Below are 23,852 nucleotides of genomic sequence, written 5' to 3'. Positions count from 1 at the left end.
CCGTGCAAAACAGAATTGATGGCGCCCACTTTTTCAGGCTTATTTTGCTTAATCACACCGGCTTATTATTCCCATAAATAACAATTAATGCGCCAAGAAACTGCTAAGCTTAGATGAGTTAGCTAACAGGTTTTTGTTATGTACCGGTTGCGCTCGCATTTTCTGCTTATCGCGGCTTTGCTGTGGCTTTCTGTAGCCTGGGCGCAGGCTGATATGCAGGTCAGGCACAGAACACCACAAAATGTTGGCGCTTTCCGCTTGATGTATGACATAGATGTTTTACGTTTGGCGCTGGAAAAAACCCGCGCTACTTATGGTGACTACCAACTGCAGGCCATACCCCCAACCAATGTTGTGCGCACACTCTACTCTCTGCACAACAACACCTATCCCAATTTGGTTCTGGGAGCGAGTTACGACAAAAAGCTCGAAGAACTGGATGACCTCACTTACATACCTTTTCCGCTCAATTTAGGCATCATTGGTTATCGGATTTGTTTTGTGAATCCGCTCATCAAAGAAGAAGTCCAACAAGTTATTAACTTGGATGAATTGCGCCGATACACCATAGGACAGGGAGAGGGCTGGGCAGACGTTAAAATATTGCGTCACAACGGCTTTAATGTTTCCGAGGTTGGCAACTACAAGAATTTATTCAAGATGGTTGTTGGTGGCCGTTTTGACTTGCTCTGCCGCGGCGCCAATGAACTAATGAAAGAGTACAAACAGTTCCAACACATTGGCAACCTCACTTACGATGACAGTTTTGCACTGGTCTATCGCCTGCCACGCTTTTTTTATCTCAACAAAAATAACATCGCACTCAAACAGCGACTCCAGGAAGGAATTAAAATAGCCTATGCCGATGGCTCATTGCTGAAGCTGTGGCGCCAACACAATTTACCAAGTATTCAGTTTACCCGGTTACCAGAGCGCAAATTGTTTTTCTTGGAAAACCCCTCGGTGAATGATTTACCCAAGGATTACGAACAGTATTTAATCGACCCACTGACCATTCACTACTCCCAACCTACCCTTGCCCCTGCCAACTAACTACATCCACTTTCACTATACCTAAGCTAAATTGACGCGCCGGCAGCTCGCATATCAATGGTTATAAGCATCTAACTAATTATCATTAGGCATTAACGCATTCGGCTGATAGCCTGCACGACCTTTTTAATGACGGTAAAAACCTTACCGTTAATAGTACATCGTGTGAGCAATACTTATGGACTTTCAGATTGGTTATGTAATCGCCGGATTGGTGGTTGGTTTTATCGTTGGCATGACCGGTGTGGGCGGCGGCTCGCTGATGACCCCAATCCTGCTGTGGTTCGGCGTAAGCCCCGCCAACGCGGTGGGCACCGATTTACTCTATGCCGCGATCACCAAAGCGGGCGGCATTCATGTCCACCACAAAAAGAAAAATATCGACTGGAAGATCACCGGCGAGCTAGCACTGGGCAGTTTGCCTGCTGCCGCACTCACCCTGTGGGCGCTGCACAGTTTAAGTCTGGACACAGACACACTTAACCGGATTATTAAGACAACACTCGGATACGCGCTGATTTTGACCGCCGTTGCGATTTTGTTTAAACGCAGAATTTTTGATTACAGCAAGAAAAACAATAGCTGGATCACCCGCATGAATCGCCGCAGCCAGATGATTGCGACGGTTATAACCGGCATGGTACTCGGCGCAGTAGTCACCCTCACCTCCATCGGCGCTGGCGCCTTGGGCACGGTTGCGCTGTTTATGCTCTACCCTTTGCTACCCACCGTGCGTTTGGTAGGCACAGAAATCGCCCACGCCGTACCACTCACCCTAGTAGCCGGCATGGGGCACGCCGGTATGGGGAATGTGGATTGGCATTTACTCGCCAATTTGTTAATCGGTTCACTGCCGGGCATCTACCTCGGCAGCCATTTAGCCAACCGCGTCGCCGACCACTACCTGCGCCCGGCACTGGCGATTATGTTGGTGTTTGTGGGGATTAAATTGTTGTGGTGATCGATACAAGCCATAAACAACAGGCATAAAAAATGGCGACTCTCGGGTCGCCATTTTTGTTTCACTCTACTTTTACCGTCCGCCGCGATAGCCAGTAATCCAGCAAAAAATAAACTCCTAATGCTAAAGCTGTAATCTGAGCCGCAACGCCAATTGCAGCCGGGCTTGAATTGTCTTGCCCAAAAAAAGCAAACGCAAAAAACATCGCCCCTGCAATAAAAGTGACCTGCACATAACGCTTGCCGCGCGACGCAGGTCGCGGCTGACCGGTAAAGTACCAACCAAAACTACCGTACAAAGAGAGCGCAATAACCATCATATGCAAAGCTGACAGCAAAACGTTACTCGCAATAAATCCTGCAATATTGAGGAGTATTGGCACTAACCCCAAGCCTGCCACGGCCAGTGCGAGTTTGTAGCGGAAGACAGATGGCACCGGCAGCATTTCTGCATCTGAATTTGACTCATCAAATAACTCTGCCAACTCCACGCTCAATGTGGCCGCCAAACAAACACGTGTTTCGCGCGATGCTTTACCTTCTGCCTCAACCCGCTGGATGGTACGCAAACTCAAGCCGGAGGCGAGTGCGAGCTGCTCTTGCGACCAACCGAGCTGAGTTCGCAGGTGACGGATCTTGGTGGAGGATATTTTCATCTCTTGTGCAAAACTGTCCATAAGTTGGGCTCCGGTAATAGTAAGAACCAACAGAGCCTAGTGGATTTGGCTAATCGAAAGCTACGACAGTTAGCCGCCAGTACCGTCAATAAGCCGCCAACATCACCCCACCTTCTCCGGCGGTGGTGCGACACGCAAGACTTCTTCCATGGTGGTCAAACCGGCGGCGACTTTTTGCGCGCCGGATAAACGCAGGGTGCGCATGCCTTCTTTCATCGCCAGCTTGCGCAATTCCTGCAGGTTGCAATCGCTAGTGACTTTTTCTTTGAGGGTGTCGGAGAGCATGAGGATTTCATACAAACCCTGACGCCCGAGGTAGCCGGTATTGCGGCATTCCAAACAGCCCACCGGGCGATAGACTCTGGCGGGCAGATTTACTTTCCAAGGGGCGACCAATTCCTGCCAGTGTGCCTGGGTGATTTCGCCCTCTTCTTTGCAGTGTGGGCAGAGGGTGCGCACCAAACGCTGCGCCATCACACCGAGCATGGTGGCGTTGATAAGGTAAGACGGAATGCCCAAATCGAGCATCCGCGCGACAGTTGAGGGAGCATCGTTGGTGTGCACGGTGGAGAGCACCAAGTGGCCGGTGAGTGCGGCTTGGACTGCCATCTGCGCGGTTTCCAGATCGCGGATTTCACCCACCATGATGATGTCTGGGTCTTGCCGCATCAGGCTGCGGATACCGGCGGCAAAATCCAGCCCGATTTTGTGATGCACCTGGGTTTGGTTGAAGCGCTCTTCCACCATTTCGATGGGATCTTCAATAGTGCTGACGTTCACTTCATCGGTCGCGACCTGGCGCAGCGATGAGTAGAGCGTGGTGGTTTTACCCGAGCCAGTCGGGCCGGTCACCAGCAAGATCCCGTTCGGGCGCGAGAGCATGGAATACCAGCGCGCATAGTCGTCACCCACCAAGCCTAAATCGGCAAAACTGCGCTGCAACACTTCCGGGTCAAAAATCCGCATCACCAGTTTTTCGCCAAAGGCGGTGGGCAGGGTGGACATACGCAGTTCGATTTCGCTGCCATCGCTGCGGCGGGTTTTGATCCGGCCATCTTGCGGCTTGCGTTTTTCGGCTATATCCATGCGCGCCAAGACCTTGAAGCGACTGGTGACGGCAGTGGCGACATTAGCAGGCAATTCGTAGACGTAATGCAATACCCCGTCGATACGGAAGCGGATGCGCCCGACTTCCCGGCGCGGTTCTATATGAATATCGGAGGCGCGCTGGTCGTAGGCGTATTGCAGCAACCAATCTACGATTTTGACTATGTGCTGGTCATTGGCATCAGGGTCGGTGGCGCTGCCCAACTCCACCAGCTGCTCAAAGTTGGTAATCGCAGACGCTGCAGTTGCACCGCTGGCACCAGACACCGAGCGCGCGAGAGTGTAAAACTCCACCATAAACCGCTCTATATCGGCAGGGTTAGCCACCACGCGCTTAACCTTGCGCCGCGCGACATGCTCTACCTGTGGCTCCCACCCTTCCATAAACGGCTGGGTACAGGCGATAACCACATGATCTGCCTCAACTTTGACGCACAAAATGCCGTGACGCTTGGCGAAGGCGTAACTCATCACCTCGGTACACTTGGCGACATCAATTTTCATCGCATCAATATGAAACAGCGGCAAGTGCGCTTTGGTCGCCAACCATTCGGTCAGGGTATCGCCATCGAGGTTTTTGCCGGGGCGCCGCACATCTTCCAGATTTTGGGTGGCGATATAGGCTAGCGGGTGCATGATCGCCTGCTCGCGGGTGCGCGAGGCGCCAAGCAAGATATTGGCATCGACCTGTTTCATGCGCCCATCGGCGACCAGATCCTGAATCAAGCCGCGTAAATCCAATACCCGATCCAACACCTGCGCCATCTTATCGTTCCTGTTTATTGATTGGAGATCAACGGATTGTAGCGGCTCCAAGGCCAAGAGTCTGCCCAATGACGCTCAAGTTGGTAGCGTCATCTAGAATGCAATCGGCCACCTCCGGTTGATCACTCGCCAGCCACGCCCCAAAAATAGTCACAAAAACATCATAAAAATGTAATAAAGCCGCGTGACCCTGAGAGACGATCTTTCTATACTGCACGCACTTTTAACCGGAGGGGTATTTCATGCCTTTTGCTAATCTGTCGAACCTGTTTGGCCGTTCACCCATCAAACCTATGCAAGAGCATATGGCGCTGGCTGTTAAAGCCGCTTCGGAATTGATCAGTTTTTTTGAAGCCGTTACCAGCGATGACTGGGCGCTTGCCAGCGAAATCCAACAGCGCGTAGTGAAGTTCGAAAATGAAGCCGATGAAATCAAAAAACATCTGCGTCTACACCTCCCTAAGAGCCTGTTCCTGCCGGTACCGCGTACCGACTTGCTGGAACTGCTGACCATGCAAGACCGCATCCCCAACCGCGCCAAAGATATCGCGGGCATTATTATGGGCCGCCGGATGACCATTCCGGCCAGCATGAAAGACCAAATGAATGAGTTTGTGCGCGCCAGTGTAGCCGCTGCCGAACAAGCTCTCACCGCCATCAACGAACTCGATGAACTGCTCGAAACCGGCTTTAGCGGGCGCGAGCTGACTGTCGTTGAAAACATGATCAAGGAGTTGGACATTCTGGAGGAGAAAGCCGATCAACTGGAAATCGGGGTTCGCACTTCACTCTTCGCACTGGAAGCTCAACTACCGCCAGTCGATGTGATGTTCCTATACAACATCATCGACTGGGTAGGTGATATTGCTAACCGTGCCCATGACGTGGGCGGCCGCTTACAGCTGCTGCTCGCGCATTAATCCTGTTTATCTTGGGGAATCCACAATGACTTTATTAGCTGAACACGGCCAAACGCTGTTCGTACTGGCCTGTGTCTTCGGTTTGTTTATGGCTTGGGGGATAGGCGCAAACGACGTCTCCAACGCCATGGGCACCTCCGTTGGCGCACGCGCACTGACCATGAAACAGGCGATTATTATCGCGATGGTGTTTGAATTTACCGGTGCCTACCTCGCCGGTGGTGAAGTAACGGAAACTATCCGCAGCGGCATAGTTGATGTGGCGGTAATGACCGACCACCCGGATTTATTTATCTTCGGCATGCTGTCTTCGCTGCTGGCCGCCGGTTCCTGGCTGCTGATTGCCAGTATTCTGGGTTGGCCGGTATCCACTACCCACTCCATCGTCGGCGCCATTATTGGGTTTGCGGCAGTGGGCATCTCGGTTGATGCTGTGCAATGGGGCCAAGTCTGGGGCATAGTCGCCAGCTGGGTAACCTCCCCTCTGGTCGCCGGTATCATCTCCTTCTGGATTTTCCGCTCGGTACAACATTTGATTCTGGATACCGAAGACCCGTTTACCAATGCCAAGCGTTACATTCCGTTCTACATGTTTGCGGTCGGGTTTTTCCTGTCGATGGTTACCATCCTCAAAGGCCTCAAGCATGTGCTCAAATCGCATCAAGTCGAATTCAGCTTCCTGCAAGCCATGATGATTGCCGCAGTGATTGGCCTAGTGGTTGCGGTGATTGGCATGTATTTACTGAGCCGTATCACCCAAGATGCCGCCGCAGACAAAAACAACCGCTTCTCCAGTGTTGAGCGAGTGTTTGGCGTGCTGATGATCTTCACCGCCTGCGCTATGGCCTTTGCCCACGGCTCCAATGATGTCGCTAACGCAGTCGGCCCGATGGCGGCAGTGATCAGTGTGATCCAGTCTGGCGCAGTCGGCGCTAAAGCAGCAGTTGCACCCTGGATTTTGCTGCTCGGCGGCGTTGGCATAGTGGTTGGTTTGGCCACTTACGGCTACAAAGTGATGATCACCATCGGTAAAAAAATTACCGAGCTGACCCCCAGCCGCGGTTTTGCTGCCGAAATGGCCGCCGCTGCGACAGTGGTTATCGCCTCAGGTATTGGCCTGCCTATTTCCACCACTCACACCTTGGTTGGTGCAGTATTGGGGGTAGGCTTAGCGCGTGGAATTGGTGCCCTCAACCTGCGTGTTATTGGCGGTATTTTTGCCTCTTGGTTAATTACCCTGCCTGCCGGTGCCGGTCTGTCGATTCTGTTTTTCTTCTTTTTCAAAGGTGTATTTAGCTAAGTTTGTTTTGCTTATCACCCCAAAACCCGAGCCGGTCATCCGCCTCGGGTTTTTTATTGCCTGCGCTATTTATATCCCGCCGCGCTTGCATTTTTGACTGCAATCGCCGATAACAAGCCGACATGAATGACTGAGCCATGCCATGACTATTGACTTCAAACGCTATCAGGATCACCTACAAAACCTGGTTTCTCTGCCATCGGTAAGCTGCGCCGTGCCGGAGTGGGATATGAGCAACCGCGCGGTGATTGATTATCTCGCCAGTTGTTTTGCCGATCTGGGTTTCAATACCCAGGTGATGGAACTCGCGCAAGCCGGCAAAGCCAACCTGATCGCCACCCTTGGCCGCGGCGAAGGTGGATTAGTACTGGCGGGGCATAGCGATACTGTTCCCTACGATGCCAACCGCTGGCAATCCGACCCCTTCAGGCTCACCGAAAAAGACGGCAAGCTCTACGGCCTTGGCGCTACCGATATGAAAGGGTTTTTTCCGGTCATTATCGAAGCGGTCAAACCCTATATCGGCCACACATTTAAACACCCGCTGATTGTGCTCGCCACCGCCGACGAAGAGAGCAGTATGAGTGGCGCCCGAGCACTGACTAAAGCAGGCATTCCCGGTGCATCGCCGCGCTATGCGGTGATTGGCGAACCCACTGAGCTGGTGCCAATTCGCATGCACAAAGGCATCATGATGGAAGTGATTCGTGTGCGCGGCCAGAGCGGTCATTCCTCCAATCCAGCGCTGGGTAATAATGCGCTGGAGGCGATGAATCAGGTGATGAATGAACTCCTCGGCCTGCGCAATGAATTGCAATTAAAATATCGCAACGCCGGATTTGCCGTGCAAACACCCACACTGAATTTAGGTTGCATTCACGGCGGCGATGGCGCCAATCGCATCTGCGGTGATTGCGAATTGCATTTTGATTTGCGCCTGCTGCCGGGCATGGATAACAACGACGTGCGCGCCGCGATTCAGCAGCGCTTAACACCTATCGCCGAGCGCAGCGGCACCGATATTGTTTTATCATCGCTGTTTGAAGGTGTTGATCCCTTCGGTGAAGACGAACACAGTGAGCTGATAAAACTGTGCGAACAATTGACCGGCAATCATTCCGAGAGTGTTGCCTTCGCCACCGAAGCGCCGTTTATGCAACAGCTCGGCATGCAAACTGTCGTGCTCGGGCCAGGCTCGATTAATCAGGCACACCAACCGGATGAATTTATTCCACTCGATCAGATTGAACCGGCAGTAAAGATTGTGCGCGGGCTGATCGAGCAATATTGTTTGTAGTTTTTCTTTCACCACAACAATGATTTTTTAAAAGACTTTTTAACAAGAGACATATCGTGCCTGTGAACCCTCAAGACACTAATACCAACGCCTATGTGAAATGGTTTCGACACTCGACGCCCTACATCAACAGACACAGTGATAAAACCTTTGTGCTGATGCTGCCGGGTGAAGCCATCACCCACGCGAACTTTCACAATATAGTGCACGACATAGCGCTGCTGTGTAGCCTTGATGTGCGCTTGGTCCTAGTGCACGGCGCACGCCCGCAAATCGATGAACGCTTGCAAGTAGCCGATACGTTTAGCCAGTTTCACAATCATTTGCGCATCACCGACAGCGAAAGTTTACGCTTGGTGATTCAAGCGATTGGCGAGGCGCGCACGATTGTTGAAGCAGCGCTTTCCACCAGTCTGCCCAACTCCCCCATGCACGATGCCGATATGCAAGTCATCAGCGGCAATTTTGTGGTAGCCATGCCTCACGGTGTAATTGATGGTGTGGATTTGCAACACACCGGCAAAGTGCGCAAGGTCAACACACGCTCGCTCAATGCCGCACTCGATTCCGGCGCGGTAGTATTGCTATCGCCAATGGCCTACTCACCCACAGGTGAAATTTTTAATTTAACCTTTAGCGATGTTGCCACTCATGTCGCGGGCGCTATTAAAGCCGACAAATTATTAGCCTTTGTTGAAGGCAATGGCTTGAGCGATAGCGAAGGCAATTTAATTCGTCAGCTATCGCTACCGGAATGTAAAAATTACCTCAATGAACACGGCAACAACATCAGTTTTGATTTGCAGCAGGCGGTCAGCGCCTGTTATTTAAGTTGCCTGCAAGGTGTGCAGCGCGCGCAATTAATCAGTTACGAAACCGATGGCGCGTTGCTGACCGAACTGTTTACCCGCGACGGTTTGGGCACCATGATTTACTCCGGGCAATACGAGCAGTTGCGCACCGCCACTATCGATGATGTCGCCGGTATCCTGGAATTAATTCGCCCACTTGAAGAACAGGGAATTTTGGTGCGTCGCTCACGCGAAGTATTGGAAACGGAAATCAATAAATTTCATGTGATGGACAAAGACGGCTCTATTATCGCCTGCGCAGCACTCTACCCCTACGGCGATATGGCGGAGCTATCTTGTGTGGCAACTCATCCGGAATATCGCAATGGCGGCCGCGCTGCAACTCTGCTGCAACAAATGGAAACACAGGCGCGCAAACAAAAAATCAAACAACTCTTTTTGCTCACCACTCAAACGGCTCACTGGTTTATCGAGCAGGGTTTTGTGCAGGGGAAAATTGACGATTTGCCCATCGCCAAACAGGAGCTTTATAACTATCAGCGCAACTCCAAGATTTTTATCAAAACCCTGATATAGCCACCGGATTAGCGCCGCTCTCAAGACCATTGAAGGCGGCGCAGCTTGCAATATCCCACCACTGCCAAGCTGCCGAAAATGGCCGCTTTCTGGTATCATTTCACGCATCACTACATCCAAACCCACCGCTGGCCGCAACGCGCGACACGCTTTACGAGGTTATGCTTTATGCCAATCTATCGCTCCAAAACCACCACTGCTGGCCGCAATATGGCCGGTGCTCGCGCTTTATGGCGCGCTACCGGCATGAAAGACGGCGATTTTGAAAAACCTATTATCGCTATCGCCAACTCTTTTACCCAATTTGTACCCGGCCATGTTCACCTGAAAGACTTGGGGCAACTGGTTGCACGAGAAATTGAAAAGGCCGGTGGTGTCGCCAAAGAATTCAATACCATCGCCGTAGATGACGGCATCGCCATGGGTCACGACGGCATGCTCTACAGCTTGCCCTCGCGCGACATCATCGCCGACTCAGTTGAATACATGGTTAACGCCCACTGCGCCGACGCGATTGTATGTATCTCCAACTGCGACAAAATTACCCCCGGTATGCTCATGGCCGCTATGCGCTTGAACATCCCCGTGATTTTCGTTTCCGGTGGCCCAATGGAAGCGGGCAAAACCAAACTCTCTGAGCACAAGCTCGATTTGGTTGATGCCATGGTGATTGCGGTAGACGACAACGCCAGCGACGAAAAAGTGGCTGAATACGAGCGCTCTGCCTGCCCTACCTGCGGCTCTTGCTCTGGTATGTTCACCGCCAACTCCATGAACTGTTTGACCGAAGCGCTGGGTTTATCCTTGCCCGGTAACGGCTCCTTGTTAGCAACTCACTCTGACCGCGAGCAACTCTTTTTAGAAGCTGGCCGCCGCATTGTTGAAATCACCAAACGCTACTACGAAGAAGATGACTACAGCGTGCTACCACGCTCCATCGCCACCTTTGATGCCTTTGAAAATGCCATGGCCTTGGATATCGCCATGGGCGGTTCTACCAATACCATTTTGCACCTGTTGGCTGCGGCGCAAGAGGGCGATGTGCCCTTCACCATGTTTGATGTAGACCGCATGAGCCGCAAGGTTCCGCAATTGTGTAAGGTTGCCCCCAACACCCCTAAATACCATATGGAAGATGTGCATCGCGCCGGCGGTGTTATGGCTATTTTGGCCGAGCTAAATCGCGGCGGCCTGTTCCACAACCAGTTGCCGACTGTTCACAGCAAAACCTTCCAGGAAGCTTTGGATAAGTGGGACATTATCAGCACCTCATCTGAAGCGGTTGCGACCTTCTACAAAGCCGGCCCTGCAGGCATCCCTACCCAAACAGCGTTTAGCCAATCTACCCGCTGGCCAACGCTAGACGGCGACCGCGCAGAAGGCTGCATTCGCTCAGTGAAAAATGCTTACAGCAAAGAAGGCGGCTTGGCTGTACTCAAAGGCAATATCGCCCTTGATGGCTGCGTGGTAAAAACCTCTGGCGTGGATGAAAGCTGCTGGGTGTTTGAAGGCAAGGCCTATGTAGTAGAAAGCCAAGATGCAGCCGTTGCCGATATTTTGGATGGCAAGGTAAAAGAAGGCGATGTGGTCGTAATTCGCTACGAAGGCCCCAAAGGTGGCCCCGGCATGCAGGAAATGCTGTACCCCACCAGTTATTTGAAATCCAAAGGTTTGGGCAAGGCTTGCGCACTCTTAACCGATGGCCGCTTCTCTGGCGGTACTTCTGGCTTGTCGATTGGCCACGTATCCCCTGAAGCGGCATCTGGTGGCGCGATTGGCTTGGTGCAAACCGGCGATATTATCCGTATCGACATACCCAATCGCAGCATTAATGTAGTTCTGACCGATGCCGAACTGGATGCGCGCCGCGCCGCCGAAGAAGCAAAAGGTGCATTGGCCTGGAAGCCAACTGAAGTCCGCCCACGCAAAATTTCTGCCTCGCTAAAGGCTTACGCCATGTTAGCAACCAGTGCAGACAAAGGCGCGGTTAGGGATTTAAGTAAACTCGACTGATAAATAAGTTAGCGCCGCAGCTCATATTTTTGCGGCGCTAACTTACCAACAAATGGAAGCCTATTAACAATAAAAAAAGCCGACACCACAAGATGCCGGCCAAGACCATACTAGAGTACAAACAAAGGGGAGTTCCAAACTGGGCCAAGAGAAAACCCACTGGTAACGGTACGCCTTCCTAAATCGATGAGCCAACCAAATCAGAAGCCGTTGCACTCACAGGAAGAAACCCTTACCGGTAGTTTCAGTATTGTTCACATTTCAGTCGTTGCCAGTTTTTTTATTCTTCTATTTAAATTATTTAGCGATAAACCCACAAAACTGATTAGGAAAGGCTATAAAAACTAATCAAGCTGGTGGATTGTGCCCCATCAACATCATTGCCTCGTTAATTAAATACTCAAGGCGCGTTGCTGTAGTGGAACGCAGCGCAAAATCATCAACGAGTTTGCGCAAACGGCTCAGCTTAGGGCGCACGGCACGCAACTCTTCTGTCACCGGTTCATAATCCAGATAATGGTCTTGCACACTCAGCTTGTTCAGTTCCGATAACTCCGCATGCAATACGCTAATTAGATCGTAAAAAAAATCTTTTCGATCCAAACTATTCGCCTCCCAGTAGGCTTGATTCAATCCGCCCAACAAATCTTCAAGCACCTTAATGGCTTTGGAAATACTGCTATTCGACATAACACACCTTGCATTTAGTTCGTGATGAATCGTTTGAGTATAGAAGACTTTAGCGACGCTGCAGGCGGCTCTGCTAAACTCCGCTTTCCTCGCCTCAGGATGCCGCTATGCCGCTCGATCAACTCTGGCTATTTACCACCATTACCCTCGTACTCTCTGCTAGCCCCGGGCCAGTGATGCTGGCATGTATGATCGATGCCGGGCGCTACGGCTTTCGCAAATCGCTCTACACCATGCTCGGTGCCAGTGTGGGCAATTTGGTGTTGATGTTGTTATCGGCATTGGGGTTAGGTTTATTAGTTGAACAAGCGGAATGGATTTTTCATACCATTAAATGGATTGGTGCAGCTTATCTCGTGTATCTGGGCATTCAATTGGTATTGGCGCCAGCATTAAGTGTTGATCTGGAATCCCGTCAAATACGCAGCAGCCATTTATTCAGCAAAGCGTTTATCGTGGCGGTAACCAACCCCAAGGGGCTGATTTATTTCGGCGCACTCTTTCCGCAATTTATCGACATCCAGCGCAGTATGCCGCCACAATTTGCATTGCTCACAGTGATATTTTTAGCGATGGATTTTGTTTGGATGAGCATCTACGCGGTTGGCGGACGCAGCATTGTGCGCTGGCTAAAATCACCAGAGCACCAGCGCTGGTTTAATTGGATTTCTGGCGGTGCATTAATTCTCGCGGGCGCAGCATTGGCCTTTGCCAAGCTATAACATAACCAGAGAGCTCTGATGCTAAATACCGAAATTCAAGGCAGGGATACACCCTCAATACTTGACATACCATAACAGCAATACATACCATAAAAGATATGTGGACAATATACGAACATAGAAAGCTCACGAAACAACTAAGCAAGGTGTCCGCTGAGATCTTGGCACGTTATGAGATATGGAAAAGCATTGTTGAAATCTCCGGACCGGAAGGCCTTAAAACCATTACAGGTTTTAAGGATGAACGATTACAGGGGGAGTGGAAAGGTTTTCGCTCGTCACGCCTAAATATTCAATACCGCGTTATTTACCAAATCAACGGCAAAGAGCTTTATGTCAATGTAGTCGAAGTTACCCCTCATGATTACAAGAGGAAGTCCTGATGAAAGATTTTATTCCCGCCAAACAACACATAATCATCACTCCCGGTGAATCTGTACGCATTATTCGCGAACTCCAGGAGCTGAGCCAAAATCAGCTGGCAGAACTCACTGGCATCCCGCAATCCACCATTTCCAGCATTGAATCTGGCCGAATTAATCTTGGAGTCGAGCGAGCTAAGGTGCTGGCAACCGCGTTAAAGTGCCATCCGGCAGTATTGGTTTTTCCAGGGTGGAAATTGGATAACAGTACAGCAGCTTAACGATTACCAGTGATCCCAATAGGCAAAAAGTGATGAGCGATTTTATTCTTTCACCAAAATCATTTTCAGAATTTATTGAAAGGGTTTTAAATGAGGAAAGGCATTTTTGGTCAGAAAAGACCAATGTTTTTCTAAATGCGCTTCTTGATTCAAGCAAAACTCGAACCCAATCAATCCCTCAAGGCGCGGAATACTTTAGGGCTAGGGCAAGCAACGCTGTGAGCGGAATTCTGACCAAAGAGGAAATGAAACCGAAAAAAAACTTACGCAGCGAAGGCAGAATTAATCCCTACAACATAAATGTGCTGTACCTCGCCAGCCGAAAAGAAACCGCTATCGCAGAAACTAGAACGGCAAATAGACAACCAATAACAGTTGCCAGATTTATTACTAATAGAGAGCTAAACCTTATTGATTGCACCTTGGATCGCCCAGGCTGGCATCACTATTATTTCGGCCATAACCCGAAAAATGCCGAAGATTCTGAAAAATCCACATGGATTGAGATTGGAGGAGCATTCTCCCGTCCAGCAGAAGATGAAAATCAGAGGCACTTTTATACCCCGACTCAGATAATTGCAGAATTTTTTAAACATAACGGTTTTGACGGCATTATCTATCAATCTCAATTTGATGCGCGACTTAAGGGAGAGGAAAGATACTCAGGTATAAGCCAAAATATTGCACTGTTTAATTTGGATGATGCAGATCCAATAGACGCTGAACTATGGCAAATTAACACCAAAATAATAGAGGCATCCCCAATTAAAGGGGTAACAACTAGTTACTAGAAAATGGAGGTGCGCCAACACTTCCATTTTCAAAACACTATCAAGCCGGAGCACTGGTGCGAATCAAGTGATCAAACGCACCGAGTGATGCAGTTGCTCCCGCGCCCATGGCGATAATAATTTGCTTGTAAGGCACATTAGTACAATCGCCCGCCGCAAACACTCCCGGCACTGATGTTTCACCGCGCGCGTTGATTTCAATTTCACCGCGATTGGTCAGCTGCACCGTACCTTTTAAGAAGTCGGTATTGGGCAACAAACCGATTTGCACAAAAATGCCTTCTAATTCTACCGTTGCGATTTCATCGGTATTGCGGCTTTTGTATTTCAGTGCGGTCACTTTTTCACCGTTGCCGATCACTTCTGTTGTCAGCGCCTCGGTAATTACCGTCACATTCGGCAAGCTGAATAATTTGCGCTGCAGAACTGCATCGGCACGCAATTTTGAATCGAATTCGATCAAAGTCACATGGGCGACAATACCCGCCAAATCAATTGCCGCTTCCACACCCGAGTTGCCGCCGCCGATTACCGCCACACGTTTGCCTTTAAACAAAGGGCCGTCGCAGTGTGGGCAGTAGGCAACACCTTTGCCGCGATATTCTTGCTCGCCCGGCACATTCATTTCTCTCCAGCGCGCGCCGGTAGCGAGAATAATGCTTTTACTTTTTAAGCTGGCACCGCTAGCGAGCTTCACTTCGATTAAATCACCGTGATTCTCACCGGGAATAACTTCCGCCGCTTTTTGCAAGTTCATCAGATCAACATCGTATTCTTTAACATGCTGCTCTAAGGCCATCGCCAGTTTCGGGCCTTCGGTTTCTTTTACCGAAATAAAATTTTCGATCGAGACAGTATCCAACACCTGACCGCCGAAACGTTCAGCGACCACACCAGTGCGAATACCTTTGCGCGCAGAATAAATGGCTGCTGCCGCACCGGCTGGGCCACCACCGATTACTAGCACATCGTATGGATCACGTTCGCTCAGCGCTTTTGCATCGCGCTCGGCGGCACCTGTATCGATTTTGGCGATAATTTCTTCCAGCGTCATACGGCCCTGGCCAAAATGCTCGCCGTTTAAATACACACTCGGCACCGCCATAACTTTGCGCTGCTCAACTTCGTTTTGAAAGAGCGCGCCATCAATCATGGTGGCAGAAAAATTCGGGTTAAGCGCTGCCAATAAATTTACCGCTTGCACTACGTCCGGGCAGTTGTGACAGGAGAGCGAGACAAAGACTTCAAAATGAAACTTGCCGTCAATCGCTTTAATTTGTTCGATGGTTTTTGCATCCACTTTCGGCGGATGGCCACCGGTTTGCAACAAGGCTAAAACCAACGAGGTAAACTCGTGCCCCATTGGAATTCCTGCGAAATGAATGTGCGGAGCCTCGCCTTGAGCGGCTACTGCAAACGATGGACGATAATTTGAATTACCTTGATCACTTACACTCACTTTATCGGAAAGTGTAGAAATTTCTTGCAGAAGGCTATACATCTCCTGACTTTTTGCGCTGTCATCCAGACTTGCAACCAGTTGGATGGGGCGTTGCAGTTTTTCCAAATAGGCTTTGAGTTGGCCTTTAATCGCGGCATCTAACATGGTGTTCTCCATAAGAATTTTTTAATAAAAGCCCGCCTTGTGAGCGGGCTTTTTCTACAACGGTTGCTTGCTTGCAAATGTCATCCCCTCATGCGGGGATCCATAGGTCTTAGCAATTAAAAGCTGGACTCCAGCAAGCGGGAGTGACGAATCAGCAATCTTAGATTTTTCCAACCAAATCGAGAGATGGAGCCAAAGTCGCTTCACCTTCTTTCCACTTAGCTGGGCACACTTCACCTGGGTGAGCAGCAACGTATTGCGCGGCTTTTACTTTGCGCAGCAGTTCAGATGCATCGCGGCCGATACCACCGGCGTTGATTTCGATGATTTGGATTTTGCCTTCTGGATCGATCACGAAAGTACCGCGATCAGCCAGACCAGCCTCTTCGATCATCACACCGAAGTTGCGCGTGATAGTGCCGGTTGGGTCGCCGATCATTGGGTATTGGATTTTGCCAATGGTCTCGGAGCTGTCGTGCCATGCTTTATGAGTGAAGTGAGTGTCGGTAGACACTGAGTAGATCTCTACGCCCATGCGTTGGAATTCGGCGTAGTTGTCCGCCAGGTCGCCCAATTCGGTGGGGCAAACAAAGGTGAAGTCAGCTGGGTAGAAGAACACCACAGACCACTTACCTTTCAGGTCAGCGTCAGTCACTGGTACGAATTTGCCTTGGTGATAAGCCTGAGCGCTGAAAGGTTTAATTTCTGAGTTGATAGTTGCCATGAGTCACACTCCTAGATCTGATTGGGCTACGCCCTTGGGGTCTATACGGGCTAAGCCCGTGGGTTAATTGCGTTACAGGGCACAGATTAGGGATTCAGGCGTCAGGCGGCCAATTGAGTGTCACCATACGGGCGATATTTAAAATTTATCGAAATACATGAATAGATTCTTATTGGCTATCGACATGAGCACAAAAAAGCTGCAACCCATCCCTGGAATTGCGGCTTTCGGATTGCAGATTCACTTGCCGGAATGGCAAGCCGGCTGGAGCCTCCTTTCGGAAGCTAATGAACAATATTCCTTTAGGTTCAGCGACTACCTTGTCGTTTGTTCATGTGGTCATAGTAAGAGAGGAGCGTGTCGGCGCTGTGCCGCGCACAAAGAGATTTGTGGCAATTGCGTCAGAGCGTGTAATTTAATTTGGCGAGGAATATTGCTATGGTCTTTAATTGGTTTTCCGCCCTCCGACTCACGCTACAGACTGTCAGGCAGAGAGCAGCCCGTAGGTTGGTAGTGAGCTTGCGAACCCCAACGAGCGTTAAGGGCGAAATGGAGCCGAAAGCGGATGCAGGTGCAGTAATGAAAGCTGGGCAAATGAATACTTTGCTCAAGCCCACAAAAGTTAAGCCGGAAGTATTCCTCCTTTCGCGCCATCAACAACAAATGATGGCGCAATTAAAAGCCAGTAATGGCGAGCAATTGGAAGATGTGTTATTAAACAACCTTTAAAACTTAGACGAAAAAATTCCGACGCGAAAGGCGGAAACTTTCCATCTAATTACATTGTAAGCGCATATCAGGAATGGATAATTCATGCACTCTATACCTCCACACAAAAGAATAGCAGCGAGATTTAAAGACTATAATCGCGACATGAAGGATGTTTGGACTTCGTATAACTTCATCGAATTTTATACAAAAATTATTCGAGAAAAAGTAAAGGATGGGGCGATCTCACAGTTTGATCAAGAAAGTTTGTCTGGCCGAAGCAAAACCATTCATAAAAAATCAGTTATGCATACTTATGGTGTTGCTGATCATATCGCAAAAAAGTAAATCCAGATAGGTCATTTGTCACGGCAGTTGCATTAACAGAGGATTTTCTAAAAGACCTAATGGTTACTGTCTATGAGGAACACCCTGAAAAATTGAACTCAAGAGATTCACTGGAGACGATTGATAGACAATATAAATTGCTAGATACAATTATTTCAAAATCATCTCGTGAAGAAATAATTGGCTCTATTATTGAAGAAAAAGTTCGTAGTATTTTTTATGGCAATCCACTAGATTATTTTTTAAAAGATAGCAAGACAAAACTCGGATTCGGCAATCACTTCAAAGATCATCACTCAATAAACTTAGAAATATTTTGCGAAATTACTGCGCGTAGAAATCTATATGCCCATAATGCCGGGAGAGTGGATAGTAAATATATTAGAGAGGTAAAGTCACCCGCTTTTACTATTGGAAGAAAGGCGATTATAGATAAAGATTACCTCAGGCGAACTATTATAGTGTTAAGAGGTATTAGTGCAGTTGCTGGTAGCTTAGTAATTAGAAATGTTTTCAATCAGCCAAAAGTTATGGGAACAATCGCAACTGTTGTTACACCATTTGAGACCTATTACAGTGATATTATAAAACTGGAAGATCGTGCATTTTAATGAGCGCCAACAAGCGTAACAACTCGCGCACGTTGTGCGCTGGACAGTTTGTAAGTCGCAGTTTTGTGATTTTTCTGCGCAAAACTAACCCACAAAATCACAACTTACAAACTGCCGTTGTACGCGGCTTTAACTTAAGAGCCTATGGAGAAATAAATTGGATAAAACTTGGATTGAAGTTGCAGACAATGTCGTGAAAATTGGGCTCCCTTCATTGATTACAGGTTTTGTAACTATCTTGGGTATGCGCTATTCGGCAAAGTCATCGCAAGACAAGTATGTATTAGAACATAAAATTAAGTTGTTAGAAAAAATATCTGACGACATAGATACATATTTTAATGCCTTAAATATGTTTTTATCGAGAGCCAAGTCCATTGCAATAAAAGCTGATAATGATTTAGAGCATATTGAACTTAATCAAAAAAATATTGATGGAATTAAAGAGCGTGACGTCGGTTTAGTTGAGTCTTGGGTTAAGTTGTATTCATCAGTATCGAAGCTACGTTTGCTCAAGGCAGAAAAAGCAGTAGAAAAACTCCGTGTTTGCACAAAAATAGAATACTCCCTTAGGGAAGAAATAATTTTCCAAAAAAAGATTCAAGGTTTTAATAATCTTTCGAAAATAAGTGACCAAGTTAAAGAGGCTCAATCAGAGTTCCACAAGGAATTGGCTGAGTTCTATGAAAAAATAACAAGTTAATAATTCGCTCAAGCACCGCGCACTGCGTGTCAAGAGGGGGAAGTCCATAACATTCGTTAAATTTTAGGAGAAATAACAACGATGCACTGTACTGAATGTGGAGTGGAAGCTACTGAACAAGCAAAGTTTTGTTCTGAGTGTGGAAACAATTTGAATCCAACCGGAAATGTAACCATTTCATCTGGAGATAGCTCAATTAACTTTGGCCAGCGGAATCACGTTACTGGAAATACGATTAATATTAATTCGAGTGAAGATGAATTTGAGAAAGCGTACATTGATCGCACGAAAGTTAGGCCTCTCTCAATAGCAGGAACTCAGTTAAAGGCTTCTTGGCTGGTTCTTTCCGGTTTACTTAGCCTCTTTGGTAGTATCGCAAGTATTCTTGGGTTTGTAGGCACTGAGTATCAATTCTTCTTTATCTTATCTATGGCAATCGGTGCCATATTATTTCCTATTGGCATGGTGCTAGTGCAGACTAAGCACATGAGCTTTCCACCTTTTTTTAGTCTTGAATCTGGATCCAGAGGCGAAATATATATCACTAAAATTGAGGGTAGCTGTCCCAAATGTACAGGCAAGCTTAAACTTAGATCGATAGGTCCAAAAAACAATAAAACTACAGTGGTTAGATGTACTCGAAATCCAGATCATATGTGGGGCTTTGATCCAACAGTTTTGCCGGATTTATAGAAAATTTAACAAGCGCAAGCAGTCGGAAAAATTATTCGCTGGCGCGCCTAATTTTCCGCTGTTGCGGGCGTGAAACAAAATCGGAGTGATTAACATGGAACCTGTATTAATTTTTTCCTTCGGCGAACTGATAGTTATTGTTGGAATTATTTTTGTACTGGTAAAGCAGCGCGAATCAAGTGATAATTCAAGAATAATTAGTTTTGGTGCTGTAATACTTACGGGTATCGGCCTTCTTTTTGCGCTTGCCATGGCAATGTTCTATTTTGAACAACCTGATGCTGCCATCAATTCACCGGGAAAAGAAATTTTCGATAAATGTGCAACTATTTTACCCCCAATTATTACTTTAATTTTAGGGTATTATTTCGGGAAAAAAGAAAGCTAGAGAGCGTATAACAAGCGACTGTGGTAAAAAATCAATACCTGCAACGCAAATTTAGTTAGCTTGCCACTCGCAATGATCTCGCACCATCGCATTTAAAATGGCCACCACTTTTCGCATGCAGACCGTAAGCGCAACCTTTTTGTGCTTACCCTGCTCGACAATTTGTATAGTTAATTCTCAAGACCTGCGGTTTTCCATACTCCTTTCTTATTTTTCAGGTAATCGTCTATTCTAGGCGCTAAACATTTACAACCCAAAATAAAAAGCACGCCCATATTGTTATGGCGTGCTTACTTTAAGCGACCAATCCGTTTATTTGAGGTCAGGTTTTTGTAGAGAAAATTTTCCTCTGTCGCGACTTTTTCATGTTGGGGTTCGTTCCTCACCGCCAACCTACGGGAGCTGTGAGCAAAGTGGTGAAAATTATTTCAATTAATTTTTTACCTTGAAATGACAAGAGGCAATCGCATTGCGATCGCCTCTTGGTAACTCGTCTTATTGCACCATAATCATGGTGCCAGGCGGTTCAGGTTGGGGGTTAAAATTGCTGACCGGCTCTTGCACGCGCAGGTCGGGAATCATCACCCCGGCATTGGCACCCGCAGAACCCAATACCACCGCTAACACGCAAATGAATTTCATTAGTTTCATGTTCAAATCCTCTTGAGTAAATTTTCCAAAATTTTCGTGGGTGGAATCGCGCAAACTATTTGCGCCAGATTCCAGTGTAGATTGAACCGCAGTACCACCAGCCGTGCAGGTAGAAACCTTGGCTAGCTAAGGTAGATTGCTTGTTGTTGAAGGTAGTCAGGTTCATGCCGTGGTAGGCAACCCAAGCACCTTGCGATGGCACCCAGCTGGTGTTGTAAATCTGGCCGTTGTCGGTGCAAGCGTAGGTGTTGGGCATTTCACCGGAATCGGCAAAGTGATTGAACCAGGATTGCATACGCGCAGCGGGAATGTTGTTCACTGTCCAGTTGCCTACGGAATGCGGCGCCCACACCATCACTTCACCGGCAGGTAATGAGTTGCCACTCAACAGACTCCAAGTTGCATTTACGGATGCAGTTTGATTGGCGAAAGATGTGGTTTGGCCATGGTCGAATTTCAGCTTCACTGCGCTACCACCCGGGGTCTGTACATGCACATGCAAGTGTGGGCCGGATGAATTACCCACATTACCTACATTACCCAAAAACTGACCTTTGGTGATGCGCGCACCGCCGCTCACTGCGCCGTCGGCATTCAGTACATAGCCGGGCTTGGCGGTTGAGCTGTAGGTTGCCGTTTTGGGGCAAAGGTTGCTTGGGATTGTGCCCGGTTGTGCGTGAGCGTAAAGGGCGTAGTTGCCATCATCTTGCAGCACGTACAAGTAGTTACCGGCGTAGGAGATATAACCCTCGGTTACCTTGCTGTGGTTGGAACCGGGCGTGTTTTCCGGTGCGTTGCGCCAGCAGTTCACGACTACACCATCATCCATTGCACGGATTTTTGCGCCGTAGACTATGTAGCTGGAGTTGAGATTGGAGGCGGATGAATCCGTCTTCAACTGCGACCACTTGCTGTTACCCGTGTGGCGACGGGCAACTATATCCAAGGCCTCGGCCTGTGAGCCGCCCGACCAGTGAGTTGTTGTGGTGTAGCGATAGTTGAGGTTGATGTCATCGGCGCGCAGCGGGAAATCTCCAGCGGTGGCTGCGACAGATACCAATGCAGCAGAGGCGACAATCCATGAACGGGCAACAGCGAGAGCGCGAGTAAAACCATGAAGTGATTTCATTTTAAATATCCTTTTAAATTTCCGTTTAAATAAATACGAGTGAGCGTTTAGTAACGCAAAACAAGCATAACCGGGACGTATCAAACACGGCTGTGAAATATTCACTGACACAGCAGCAACTATTTCGCTTGTTTATGAGGCTATCAAACAAGGGGCATAGTCTGGAGCTTGTTGCACGAAGGGGGGCTTTGTACGTAGGTACGATTAGCGCAGCGTAATCGTACGCATAAAAACTTGAATAACGCGGTAAAAAAATCCCAAGTTCAAAATTTGACTCGGGATTTTTTGCGAACCTTTTATAAAAACGGGAATTAATCCCCCAACAATCCCTTAGCTCTCAAAAGTCCATCTTCTGTCTCTGATCCCTGCGGAGCAAAACGCAACCCCTGCTGCACAAACATTCTGGCTTTATCTGGCAGCGCTAGTTGGATGTAACTTTGTGCCAGCACCAAATACAGTTCGGCCGAGCGGCGCTCAATGCGCAGGCCGCGCTCGGCGGTGGCGATCGCACCTTGATAATCTAACGCTTGATACTGCTGCCGCGCCTGTTTAGCCAAGCTCAATGCTGCGGGGTTTAAGGCGGCGACTGCAGGTGCAGGTGCGTTGGGCACAGATCCGGGTTGGGGTTTTAGAATGACCGGTTGATTAGGTTCAATCACGCCTGGCTTGTTCACCACGGGCGGCGGGTTTTGTGGCTGCTGGGTATAAGTGGAACAACCGGCAATAACAAACATGCCTGCAAGCAGGCAAGGGCGGAGCAATAGCTTAATCATGAATAACTCTACAATTGGGAAATGGACATTCGAAAACTGACTTGCGCGCGAGATTGATGTAGTGATTTGCCTAAGAGCTACTCACCGTCTTTCGCTGCTGCTTTTAATAAACGCGCCACTTCTTTCCACATATCGATATAGGCGAGTGCCGCACGGCTGCGCTGATTGTAACTGGTTAGGGGCGCGCGGCGCAGCCCCATTTGCTCGACCGCGGCGTCATTGGGAATATAGGTCTTCAGCATGGGCACCGGCATTTTTTTGCTGTTCTCAATTGCCTCGCGGTGCAGGCTGCGGCGCATATCCACCTGATTAAAAAACCCGACGATACGCGTCGGCGCGGATTTTTTGCCGTTGAGAAATTCGACTACTTGCTCCATCGCCCTGATCGATAAAGGGCTGGGAATCATCGGGATTAATAAAATATCCACTTCCAGCAATAGCTGTTCAACACTGGGGGAAAGCGTGGGCGGGCAGTCAAAAATCAAAATATCGGCTTTTTCACTCAGTGGCTTGAGCAGCTGTTTGAGGAATTTTTTATCTTTGCTCAGCTCGTCAAATTCACTGTCCAGGCTGCGCAAACTCAAATCGGCGGGGATCAGCATCAACCGTGGATAAGGGCTGTAGAGTTCCATCTCACCAATGGATTTGCCTTTGCTAAAGAGTTTGATGGCTTTAGTGGCGTCCGGCTCCTGCTGGCAAAACCAGCTGGCGGCGGCCTGCGGGTCGAGATCCCAGAGGATCACATTCTTTTTCGCCGCTGCAGCCATATAGGCCATATTGACGGCGGTAGTAGTTTTACCAACACCACCTTTGAGATTGTAAAAAGCGATTTTTATCATAGGAATTCCGTTTTTGACGAAGTTGCACTGCGATCACGCATGAATTATTCAATAACAATAATAACTTGTAGCATTTTTATCCAAATCCTTCAAAATTTATACGCCATCAGCGGCGTAAAAACGCGAACCGGCGCATATCCAAGCGCAACTGACTGGCGGCAGGTACAATCTCCGTTCATTTTAGCGAGCAGCGGTTATGACCCAGTCCCATCCCTATGAACTTCTCACGCCCGATATGGTGCTGGATGCGATTGATAGCACCGGCTTCCTGACCGATGCCCGCATTCTTGCCCTCAACAGCTACGATACCCTTAACGTGCACATGTATACATAACCCCCTTAACGTGATTGAA

27 protein-coding genes are annotated in these 23,852 nt (G+C 48.6%); 18 read left to right on the top strand and 9 right to left on the bottom strand.

What is annotated here, in order from left to right:
* Positions 1 to 138 precede the first annotated feature (138 nt).
* Together AWU77_RS07170 and AWU77_RS07165 are read left to right on the top strand one after the other, a co-directional pair.
* On the top strand, positions 139 to 1,053 hold the full coding sequence (locus AWU77_RS07170; protein ID WP_062060898.1) for a hypothetical protein: 915 nt from the start codon (positions 139 to 141) through the stop codon (positions 1,051 to 1,053).
* A gap of 178 nt (positions 1,054 to 1,231) precedes the next feature.
* A complete protein-coding gene (locus tag AWU77_RS07165; protein WP_062060895.1) occupies positions 1,232 to 2,014 on the top strand; it encodes a sulfite exporter TauE/SafE family protein in 783 nt (260 codons plus the stop codon).
* 61 nt (positions 2,015 to 2,075) lie between these two features.
* On the opposite strand, the gene AWU77_RS07160 is transcribed toward AWU77_RS07165, so the two are convergent.
* Together AWU77_RS07160 and AWU77_RS07155 are read right to left on the bottom strand one after the other, a co-directional pair.
* The gene (locus tag AWU77_RS07160) at positions 2,076 to 2,690 is read right to left on the bottom strand and encodes a helix-turn-helix domain-containing protein (protein WP_062060892.1); all 615 of its coding nucleotides are present in this window, start codon (positions 2,688 to 2,690) and stop codon (positions 2,076 to 2,078) included.
* Positions 2,691 to 2,792: 102 nt separating this feature from the next.
* Positions 2,793 to 4,562, bottom strand: a complete 1,770-nt coding sequence (locus AWU77_RS07155; RefSeq protein WP_062060889.1) for a GspE/PulE family protein — start codon at positions 4,560 to 4,562, stop codon at positions 2,793 to 2,795.
* A gap of 242 nt (positions 4,563 to 4,804) precedes the next feature.
* On the opposite strand from AWU77_RS07155, the gene AWU77_RS07145 reads away from it, so the two are divergent.
* The 5 genes from AWU77_RS07145 (at position 4,805) to ilvD (ending at position 11,480) form a co-directional block, all read left to right on the top strand.
* Entirely contained in the window at positions 4,805 to 5,482 is a 678-nt protein-coding gene (locus AWU77_RS07145; protein WP_062060883.1) for a TIGR00153 family protein, read from the top strand.
* Positions 5,483 to 5,507: 25 nt separating this feature from the next.
* Entirely contained in the window at positions 5,508 to 6,782 is a 1,275-nt protein-coding gene (locus AWU77_RS07140) for an inorganic phosphate transporter (RefSeq protein WP_062060880.1), read from the top strand.
* Positions 6,783 to 6,924: 142 nt separating this feature from the next.
* The gene (argE, locus tag AWU77_RS07135; RefSeq protein ID WP_062060877.1) at positions 6,925 to 8,079 is read left to right on the top strand and encodes an acetylornithine deacetylase; all 1,155 of its coding nucleotides are present in this window, start codon (positions 6,925 to 6,927) and stop codon (positions 8,077 to 8,079) included.
* 56 nt (positions 8,080 to 8,135) lie between these two features.
* The gene (gene argA / locus AWU77_RS07130) at positions 8,136 to 9,467 is read left to right on the top strand and encodes an amino-acid N-acetyltransferase (RefSeq protein WP_084618171.1); all 1,332 of its coding nucleotides are present in this window, start codon (positions 8,136 to 8,138) and stop codon (positions 9,465 to 9,467) included.
* A 168-nt stretch (positions 9,468 to 9,635) separates the two neighbouring features.
* A complete protein-coding gene (ilvD, locus tag AWU77_RS07125; protein WP_062060874.1) occupies positions 9,636 to 11,480 on the top strand; it encodes a dihydroxy-acid dehydratase in 1,845 nt (614 codons plus the stop codon).
* Between the two features lie 348 nt (positions 11,481 to 11,828).
* On the opposite strand, the gene AWU77_RS07120 is transcribed toward ilvD, so the two are convergent.
* Entirely contained in the window at positions 11,829 to 12,170 is a 342-nt protein-coding gene (locus AWU77_RS07120) for a hypothetical protein (RefSeq protein WP_062060871.1), read from the bottom strand.
* A 107-nt stretch (positions 12,171 to 12,277) separates the two neighbouring features.
* Between AWU77_RS07120 and AWU77_RS07115 the strand changes: the two genes are divergently transcribed.
* The 4 genes from AWU77_RS07115 (at position 12,278) to AWU77_RS07100 (ending at position 14,326) form a co-directional block, all read left to right on the top strand.
* Positions 12,278 to 12,892, top strand: coding sequence for a LysE family translocator (locus AWU77_RS07115; protein ID WP_062060867.1), 615 nt, complete (start codon positions 12,278 to 12,280; stop codon positions 12,890 to 12,892).
* 98 nt (positions 12,893 to 12,990) lie between these two features.
* Positions 12,991 to 13,275 carry a type II toxin-antitoxin system mRNA interferase toxin, RelE/StbE family gene (locus AWU77_RS21000; protein ID WP_062060864.1) on the top strand — a complete coding sequence of 95 codons (285 nt, stop codon included), beginning with the start codon at positions 12,991 to 12,993 and terminating at the stop codon, positions 13,273 to 13,275.
* Positions 13,275 to 13,535 (top strand): helix-turn-helix domain-containing protein, encoded by a 261-nt coding sequence (locus AWU77_RS07105; protein ID WP_062060861.1) that lies wholly within the window; start codon positions 13,275 to 13,277, stop codon positions 13,533 to 13,535. The genes AWU77_RS21000 and AWU77_RS07105 overlap by 1 nt, the downstream gene beginning before the upstream one ends.
* Positions 13,536 to 13,567: 32 nt before the next feature.
* On the top strand, positions 13,568 to 14,326 hold the full coding sequence (locus tag AWU77_RS07100) for an RES family NAD+ phosphorylase (RefSeq protein ID WP_062060858.1): 759 nt from the start codon (positions 13,568 to 13,570) through the stop codon (positions 14,324 to 14,326).
* A 40-nt stretch (positions 14,327 to 14,366) separates the two neighbouring features.
* On the opposite strand, the gene ahpF is transcribed toward AWU77_RS07100, so the two are convergent.
* Positions 14,367 to 15,932, bottom strand: a complete 1,566-nt coding sequence (gene ahpF, locus AWU77_RS07095; protein WP_062060855.1) for an alkyl hydroperoxide reductase subunit F — start codon at positions 15,930 to 15,932, stop codon at positions 14,367 to 14,369.
* Positions 15,933 to 16,092: 160 nt separating this feature from the next.
* Positions 16,093 to 16,656, bottom strand: a complete 564-nt coding sequence (gene ahpC / locus AWU77_RS07090; RefSeq protein WP_062060852.1) for an alkyl hydroperoxide reductase subunit C — start codon at positions 16,654 to 16,656, stop codon at positions 16,093 to 16,095.
* Positions 16,657 to 17,175: 519 nt separating this feature from the next.
* On the opposite strand from ahpC, the gene AWU77_RS07085 reads away from it, so the two are divergent.
* The 6 genes from AWU77_RS07085 to AWU77_RS07060 all read left to right on the top strand — a co-directional run bounded on the left by AWU77_RS07085 (position 17,176) and on the right by AWU77_RS07060 (position 20,107).
* Positions 17,176 to 17,385: a hypothetical protein gene (locus tag AWU77_RS07085; protein ID WP_152625297.1), complete on the top strand. Its 210-nt coding sequence runs from the start codon at positions 17,176 to 17,178 to the stop codon at positions 17,383 to 17,385.
* A gap of 84 nt (positions 17,386 to 17,469) precedes the next feature.
* Entirely contained in the window at positions 17,470 to 17,712 is a 243-nt protein-coding gene (locus AWU77_RS07080; protein ID WP_062060846.1) for a hypothetical protein, read from the top strand.
* Positions 17,713 to 17,771: 59 nt separating this feature from the next.
* The gene (locus tag AWU77_RS07075; protein WP_062060843.1) at positions 17,772 to 18,323 is read left to right on the top strand and encodes a hypothetical protein; all 552 of its coding nucleotides are present in this window, start codon (positions 17,772 to 17,774) and stop codon (positions 18,321 to 18,323) included.
* 157 nt (positions 18,324 to 18,480) lie between these two features.
* Positions 18,481 to 19,026, top strand: coding sequence for a hypothetical protein (locus AWU77_RS07070; protein WP_062060840.1), 546 nt, complete (start codon positions 18,481 to 18,483; stop codon positions 19,024 to 19,026).
* 102 nt (positions 19,027 to 19,128) lie between these two features.
* Complete coding sequence (locus tag AWU77_RS07065) at positions 19,129 to 19,719, top strand: hypothetical protein (protein ID WP_202966631.1); 591 nt, start codon at positions 19,129 to 19,131, stop codon at positions 19,717 to 19,719.
* A gap of 94 nt (positions 19,720 to 19,813) precedes the next feature.
* Positions 19,814 to 20,107: a hypothetical protein gene (locus tag AWU77_RS07060; protein WP_062060835.1), complete on the top strand. Its 294-nt coding sequence runs from the start codon at positions 19,814 to 19,816 to the stop codon at positions 20,105 to 20,107.
* A gap of 495 nt (positions 20,108 to 20,602) precedes the next feature.
* Here the strand turns inward: AWU77_RS07060 and AWU77_RS20470 are convergent, their stop codons facing one another.
* The 4 genes from AWU77_RS20470 to AWU77_RS07040 form a co-directional block, all read right to left on the bottom strand.
* Positions 20,603 to 20,758, bottom strand: coding sequence for a hypothetical protein (locus AWU77_RS20470; RefSeq protein ID WP_193747511.1), 156 nt, complete (start codon positions 20,756 to 20,758; stop codon positions 20,603 to 20,605).
* Between the two features lie 55 nt (positions 20,759 to 20,813).
* Positions 20,814 to 21,887: a M23 family metallopeptidase gene (locus AWU77_RS07050; protein WP_062060829.1), complete on the bottom strand. Its 1,074-nt coding sequence runs from the start codon at positions 21,885 to 21,887 to the stop codon at positions 20,814 to 20,816.
* Positions 21,888 to 22,198: 311 nt separating this feature from the next.
* Positions 22,199 to 22,660 (bottom strand): hypothetical protein, encoded by a 462-nt coding sequence (locus AWU77_RS07045; RefSeq protein ID WP_062060826.1) that lies wholly within the window; start codon positions 22,658 to 22,660, stop codon positions 22,199 to 22,201.
* 77 nt (positions 22,661 to 22,737) lie between these two features.
* Positions 22,738 to 23,499, bottom strand: a complete 762-nt coding sequence (locus AWU77_RS07040; RefSeq protein WP_062060823.1) for a ParA family protein — start codon at positions 23,497 to 23,499, stop codon at positions 22,738 to 22,740.
* A gap of 196 nt (positions 23,500 to 23,695) precedes the next feature.
* Between AWU77_RS07040 and AWU77_RS20330 the strand changes: the two genes are divergently transcribed.
* The gene (locus AWU77_RS20330) at positions 23,696 to 23,833 is read left to right on the top strand and encodes a hypothetical protein (protein WP_238582335.1); all 138 of its coding nucleotides are present in this window, start codon (positions 23,696 to 23,698) and stop codon (positions 23,831 to 23,833) included.
* Positions 23,834 to 23,852 lie beyond the last annotated feature (19 nt).

The sequence above is a fragment of the Cellvibrio sp. OA-2007 genome (assembly GCF_000953825.1).
Lineage (GTDB): Bacteria > Pseudomonadota > Gammaproteobacteria > Pseudomonadales > Cellvibrionaceae > Cellvibrio.
The sequence above is the reverse complement of the archived record's forward strand: the minus strand, read 5'-3'. Positions and strand labels throughout refer to the sequence as shown.

Bases quoted from the DNA above. Each gene is read 5' to 3' on its own strand.
- AWU77_RS07170 (WP_062060898.1), top strand. From the start codon at position 139: ATGTACCGGTTGCGCTCGCATTTTCTGCTTATCGCGGCTTTGCTGTGG.
- AWU77_RS07165 (WP_062060895.1), top strand. From the start codon at position 1,232: ATGGACTTTCAGATTGGTTATGTAATCGCCGGATTGGTGGTTGGTTTT.
- AWU77_RS07160 (WP_062060892.1), bottom strand. From the start codon at position 2,690: ATGGACAGTTTTGCACAAGAGATGAAAATATCCTCCACCAAGATCCGT.
- AWU77_RS07155 (WP_062060889.1), bottom strand. From the start codon at position 4,562: ATGGCGCAGGTGTTGGATCGGGTATTGGATTTACGCGGCTTGATTCAG.
- AWU77_RS07145 (WP_062060883.1), top strand. From the start codon at position 4,805: ATGCCTTTTGCTAATCTGTCGAACCTGTTTGGCCGTTCACCCATCAAA.
- AWU77_RS07140 (WP_062060880.1), top strand. From the start codon at position 5,508: ATGACTTTATTAGCTGAACACGGCCAAACGCTGTTCGTACTGGCCTGT.
- argE (WP_062060877.1), top strand. From the start codon at position 6,925: ATGACTATTGACTTCAAACGCTATCAGGATCACCTACAAAACCTGGTT.
- ilvD (WP_062060874.1), top strand. From the start codon at position 9,636: ATGCCAATCTATCGCTCCAAAACCACCACTGCTGGCCGCAATATGGCC.
- AWU77_RS07120 (WP_062060871.1), bottom strand. From the start codon at position 12,170: ATGTCGAATAGCAGTATTTCCAAAGCCATTAAGGTGCTTGAAGATTTG.
- AWU77_RS07115 (WP_062060867.1), top strand. From the start codon at position 12,278: ATGCCGCTCGATCAACTCTGGCTATTTACCACCATTACCCTCGTACTC.
- AWU77_RS21000 (WP_062060864.1), top strand. From the start codon at position 12,991: ATGTGGACAATATACGAACATAGAAAGCTCACGAAACAACTAAGCAAG.
- AWU77_RS07105 (WP_062060861.1), top strand. From the start codon at position 13,275: ATGAAAGATTTTATTCCCGCCAAACAACACATAATCATCACTCCCGGT.
- AWU77_RS07100 (WP_062060858.1), top strand. From the start codon at position 13,568: ATGAGCGATTTTATTCTTTCACCAAAATCATTTTCAGAATTTATTGAA.
- ahpF (WP_062060855.1), bottom strand. From the start codon at position 15,932: ATGTTAGATGCCGCGATTAAAGGCCAACTCAAAGCCTATTTGGAAAAA.
- ahpC (WP_062060852.1), bottom strand. From the start codon at position 16,656: ATGGCAACTATCAACTCAGAAATTAAACCTTTCAGCGCTCAGGCTTAT.
- AWU77_RS07080 (WP_062060846.1), top strand. From the start codon at position 17,470: ATGCACTCTATACCTCCACACAAAAGAATAGCAGCGAGATTTAAAGAC.
- AWU77_RS07075 (WP_062060843.1), top strand. From the start codon at position 17,772: ATGGTTACTGTCTATGAGGAACACCCTGAAAAATTGAACTCAAGAGAT.
- AWU77_RS07060 (WP_062060835.1), top strand. From the start codon at position 19,814: ATGGAACCTGTATTAATTTTTTCCTTCGGCGAACTGATAGTTATTGTT.
- AWU77_RS20470 (WP_193747511.1), bottom strand. From the start codon at position 20,758: ATGAAACTAATGAAATTCATTTGCGTGTTAGCGGTGGTATTGGGTTCT.
- AWU77_RS07050 (WP_062060829.1), bottom strand. From the start codon at position 21,887: ATGAAATCACTTCATGGTTTTACTCGCGCTCTCGCTGTTGCCCGTTCA.
- AWU77_RS07045 (WP_062060826.1), bottom strand. From the start codon at position 22,660: ATGATTAAGCTATTGCTCCGCCCTTGCCTGCTTGCAGGCATGTTTGTT.
- AWU77_RS07040 (WP_062060823.1), bottom strand. From the start codon at position 23,499: ATGATAAAAATCGCTTTTTACAATCTCAAAGGTGGTGTTGGTAAAACT.
- AWU77_RS20330 (WP_238582335.1), top strand. From the start codon at position 23,696: ATGACCCAGTCCCATCCCTATGAACTTCTCACGCCCGATATGGTGCTG.